This window comes from Methylomonas methanica, from assembly GCF_001644035.1.
Taxonomy (GTDB): domain Bacteria; phylum Pseudomonadota; class Gammaproteobacteria; order Methylococcales; family Methylomonadaceae; genus Methylomonas; species Methylomonas methanica_A.
This window is the reverse complement of the sequence record NZ_LUUG01000120.1, coordinates 1-3,579: the sequence shown is the minus strand read 5'-3', so window position 1 is coordinate 3,579 and position 3,579 is coordinate 1. Positions and strand designations below refer to the sequence as shown.

2 protein-coding genes are annotated in these 3,579 nt (G+C 51.8%); both read right to left on the bottom strand.

Features of this window, described 5'->3' with window-relative positions; translation table 11 throughout:
- Positions 1 to 144: 144 nt before the first annotated feature.
- Complete coding sequence (locus tag A1332_RS21885; RefSeq protein ID WP_020485751.1) at positions 145 to 1,581, bottom strand: efflux RND transporter periplasmic adaptor subunit; 1,437 nt, start codon at positions 1,579 to 1,581, stop codon at positions 145 to 147.
- Positions 1,574 to 2,857, bottom strand: coding sequence for a TolC family protein (locus A1332_RS21880; protein ID WP_419866003.1), 1,284 nt, complete (start codon positions 2,855 to 2,857; stop codon positions 1,574 to 1,576). The genes A1332_RS21885 and A1332_RS21880 overlap by 8 nt, the downstream gene beginning before the upstream one ends.
- Between the last annotated feature and the right edge of the window lie 722 nt (positions 2,858 to 3,579).

Below are 3,579 nucleotides of genomic sequence, written 5' to 3'. Positions count from 1 at the left end.
GTGAAGATGATCACCTGCACATCGGACAAGTCCGGTATGGCATCCAGGGGCATGTTCTTGAACGACCAAACGCCGCCGATGGCCAGGATAATCGCTCCCAGCAATACCATGAAGCGGTCTTTCAACACGCTATTGATGATGAAATCAGTCATGGTTATGCGCTCCCTGCTCAACTGGCAACGACTTGGTTGCCGGTTGTTGCGGTACCGAAGGTTCCGTCATTTTAGCGGTAGCTTCATTCAGCTTGGATTCGGAGTCGATCAGAAATTGCGCCGAAGTGACGACTTCTTCCCCAGCGGCTAAGCCGTCAATAATGGCAATGTCGTTATTGGACGACAAACCCGTCGTCACTTGACGCGGCTCGAATTTACCGGGACCGCGCACCACCAAAACCTGGGTTTGCGCGCCGGAACGGATCACCGCTTCGGAAGGAATCACCACAGCATCCAGTTGTTTGCCGGCATGGATCGTGACTTCGGCGAACATATCGGGTTTTAACAGTAAGTCGGCATTATCGAAGACCAGACGTACTTTGATGGTCCGGGTCTTGGCTTCGGCATAAGGGTAGATAAACGCCAGGCGGCCTTTGAAGATGCGGCCCGGAACCCCGGCCAAGCGCATTTCAACCGGGTCGCCTTCCTTAACCCAAGGCAGTTCGTACTCGTAAATTTCGGCATATACCCAGACCGTGGATAGATCGGCGATCATGTACAGCTCGGTTTCCGGGGTAACATATTGGCCTTCGCGAGCACCGATGTTGATGACAATGCCATCCGCCGGGGTGTGAATATGCAGGCTCTTTTTGATAGCTTGGCTATCCGTCAGCTCATGTAGTTGATGCGCCGGCACATCCAGCAGATTTAAGCGTTCGCGGGAGCTTTTAACCAACTCTTCCGCACCTCGGCGGATGTCTTCGATAGGGCTTTTTTCCAGCACTTTCAGATTATTCAGTGCCAGCACGTATTCCTGCTGACTGGCCACCAGTTGTGGGGAGTAAATGCTCAATAGCTCTTCATTCTTCCTGACCCTTTGTCCGGTCTTGTCGGCACGCAAGGTTTCGATCCAGCCTTCGGTTTTGGGGTGCAGGCGTACAATATGCTCTTCATCATAGGCTACCCGGCCAACGGCTCGGACCACATGCGAAAGCAAGGTTTGTTTGGCTAGCGCGGTCCGCACGCCGATGTTTTGTACTGTCGCCGCATCAATTCGAACCGCACCGGCGGACTCGTCAGTTTTCGCCTCGCCGTCGGCATACACGGGTAGATAATCCATGCCCATGTTGTCTTTGGCCGGAATCGGTGACGTGACCGAGGGATTCATCGGATTGCGGTAAAACAGAATTTTGGGTTGCTTGGGCGCATTAGCGTCGGCATAAACCGGCTCATAGTCCATGCCCATGGCATCCTTGGTTGGCACCGGGGACGTTGCCGATGGATTCATGGTATTTCTGTAAAATAAAGGCTTCTTGCCTTCTGCCGGTTGAATCGCCGATTCCTGTTTAGGTTGCTGAGCCATCCAATAGCCGCCAGCCAGGCCTATCCCCAACGTCACCGTGGCGGTTAATAACAATTGCTTATTCATAAATGTTGTCCTCGCCCACATTCGCGCACAGTTGCGCCAGCGCTTGTTGGGCTTCAGTGAAGGCTTTCCAGTATTGGGTTTCGTATTCGAACAAGGTGATCTGGCTGCGCACCAGATTCAGGAAATCGACCTTGTTGACCTGATAGCCGGCCAGCATGGAGGCGACAGTTTGCCGGGCCTGCGGAATGATGCCGGTATCGAACAAAACGAATTGCTGTTTGGCGCGCTGGTAATCGCTGTGACTCTGGGTAATTTCAGCACGAACCGTGTTCCAGCGATCTTGCAGCGCATAGCGTTGTTGCATCAATTCGCTGTTGCGCTGGTCTATCATCTTGTTCTGCTTGCTGCCGGCAAAAATCGGCACATTCATGCTGACGCCTAAACTGAGCAAATCGGAACGCCGGGTACCGTCTGGCATGTTATTGCGAGCACCATACGCCGCTTCGACATTGAAATCGGGCAATACCTCTTTTTGAGCCAGTTCCAGCTTGGATTGCGCCGCGTTTATGCCTTGGCGGTCGCTTTCCAGCAAAGGCCTCGACGTTTCCGCTTGCTGATACAGCCGGTCTTCCTGCCTGATTTCCGGCATCTGTATTGACAGCGTGGCGGGTAATTGCACGGGATTGTTGGCGGGTTGATCCAGCAAGGCGTTGAGCTTGGCCACGGTGCCGCGCCGCATCCCGGTCAGAGTGATTTTTTGATCCAGCAATTTGGATAATTCGAGCTGGGCCAGCAATACATCCTGCTGTAAGCCTTCACCGACTTCGTATTTGCTTCTGGCAATATCGACGAACTGATGCAATAAGGTGTGATTGTTATCGACAATCTCCATTGTCCGGTCCAGATAAAAAACCTGCCACCAAAGCGTTTTGACATCGCTCAGCAAACGTAGCCGTAATTCATCAGCGCTGAGCGTTGCCGCTTCAGCTTCATACAGCGCCGCCTGTTCGCGGAGCGCCAGTTTGCCAGGAAAAGGAATGGCTTGGGAAAGGCCGAAACCAATTTGCGTCATGTCTTCCTGCCGGGTGCTGAAATTATTGGTCGGCAAGCTCATGGCGTTGAAACTAATCTGCGGGTCGGGCAGGCTGCCTTCCTGTGAGGGGATCGCAGCCATCGCCTTGGCACGGGCCAGCATTTGTGCCAGGTCGGGATTATCCTGCGCGACTTTTTGGGTGGCCGCCTCAAGGGTTAATAGCGACTGTTCCGTAGCGTCGGCAACGCTACAGACGAAACACAGCGTCGCCATTAGCAGACGCCTTAAACGAAAATATCTCATGATCGTCCTGATAAGCTCGTTATAGCAATGACAAACAACGCGCGGACTCTAGCCACTGTTGATCATCCTAATGGCGGCACAGTAAAACACCGCCGTTACACGGCTTAGAGGGTAATAATCGGCGGTTTTATATCGGGGGGAACAAGCAACGAGTTTGAAGTGGGTACTGCCCCGGCGCTATAAAAGCTAGCGCTATGGGTGGAAATAAACCTATAGGATGATGTGATTGCGCAATCGACGCAAACATGAAAACTGCAACTTGTTAGGTGTGCCTTAGCAGGCTGGCAATGCTCGGAATGGGGTGAAATAGAATTACCTCCGTCACTCATCTCGACAGTGGCAACCATTTGTGAAGCAGACAACTGACTTGCAAGCTCAGAATAATGAGCAAACGCCACCGCAACAGGCATGATAGCCATGAGTACCAGTAGGATTGTAGTTAGGCGCTGCTTCATCATATCCCCAATTTTAGCTCACGAATGATTTTGTATGTGAAACTTTGTAGGTGTTGAGATCACCCGTCTGATTTGTTGCTAACTTTCAGGTATTACTTTTTGGCCTATTACGTCATGTGGTTGCCATTGTTGAAATGTCAAGAGCCAAATAGCAGCAGTACAGCCAGTAAGATTTCGCTTTGAGATAAATTAACTGTCCGTTTAGTAATTAAAACCAGACACCTACGTTGTAGGATCACGACTGGCGGCTGAGGGTCGCTATGGATA

Coding starts and splice junctions, on each gene's coding strand:
- A1332_RS21885 (WP_020485751.1), bottom strand. CDS start 1,581: ATGAATAAGCAATTGTTATTAACCGCCACGGTGACGTTGGGGATAGGC.
- A1332_RS21880 (WP_419866003.1), bottom strand. CDS start 2,857: ATGAGATATTTTCGTTTAAGGCGTCTGCTAATGGCGACGCTGTGTTTC.